The 1,129-nt window shown below is 66.8% G+C and carries 1 protein-coding gene and 1 pseudogene; both read right to left on the bottom strand.

The genetic code is table 11. The features are described 5' to 3' along the window. A pseudogene (locus ACXJKR_RS33160) lies at positions 1 to 672 on the bottom strand (glucose-6-phosphate isomerase); the annotation flags it as partial. Position 673: 1 nt separating this feature from the next. Beyond that, positions 674 to 1,129: transaldolase family protein (locus tag ACXJKR_RS33155; RefSeq protein ID WP_457326476.1), on the bottom strand; the 456-nt coding region annotated here is incomplete at its 5' end.

Here is a 1,129-nt window from a genome sequence, read left to right as displayed (position 1 = left end):
CACATCCGTTCCACCGGCGGCCAGGAACCAGGCCTTGGCAGCTTGCGCATTGGCCAGCGTCTCCTGCGTCGTGAAGGTCTTGGAGGCAATGACGAACAGCGTGTGCTTTGCGTCAACGCCGGCCAGCACGGGCGCCAGGTCATGGCCGTCGACGTTGGAGACGAAATGCAGCTTGAGATCGCGACGACCAAAGGCCTGCAGCGCCTGCACGACCATGGCCGGGCCGAGGTCGCTGCCGCCGATGCCGATGTGCACGACGTCGGTGATCTCGCCCCGCTCGCCGCGGCGCACGCTCTCGGCAAAGGCCAGCATCGCATCCAGAGATGCTTGCACCTCGGCATTGAACGGTGCCTTGCTGCCTGCCGGCGCGCGCAGCGCCGTGTGAAGCACCGCGCGGCCTTCGGTGTGGTTGACCGGGTCGCCGCGCAGCAGCGCATCGCGCCGCGCCTCGAGGCCACAGTCGGCCGCCAGCTTCAGCAGCAGGGCCAGCGTGGGCATGTCGATGCGGTTCTTGGACAGATCGGCGAACACCTCGGGCGCTTCAAACGACAGCGCGCCGAAGCGGTCCGCATCCGCCTTGAAAGCTTCACGGATATCGAAGCCGCGACCGCTCGCGGCGTAGTGGGCTTGCAGTTCAGCCCAAACGGGAGACAGGTCGCAGCGCGCCGTCATGTCAGGCGGCCTCGATGAGCTTGTCGAGCTTGCCGGCATCGACGGCGAACTGGCGGATGCCCTCGGCCAGCTTCTCGGTGGCCATCGCATCCTCATTCAGCGCGAAGCGGAAGGCGGCTTCGTCCAGGTGGATGGCGGGTACGGCCGCCGCCTTGGCCGGGTCGAGCGCGCGCTCCAGCTTGGCGTCGGTGGCCTGAAGTTGGGCGAGCAGATCGGGGCTGATGGTCAGCAGGTCGCAGCCGGCCAGCGCCTGGATCTGGCCGATGTTGCGGAAGCTCGCGCCCATGACCTCGGTCTTGATGCCATGCTGCTTGAAGTAGGCGTAGATCTGGCTCACCGACTTCACGCCGGGGTCGTTGACGCCGGCCATCGCCGCCTCATCCCAACTGCTGCCGGCGAACTTCTTGTACCAGTCGTAGATGCGGCCGACGAAGGGAGAGATCAGCTGGACCTTGGC

The sequence above is a fragment of the Roseateles sp. P5_E11 genome (genome assembly GCF_054049355.1).
Note: the sequence above shows the minus strand (reverse complement) of the source record. Positions and strands in the feature narration are given on the sequence as shown.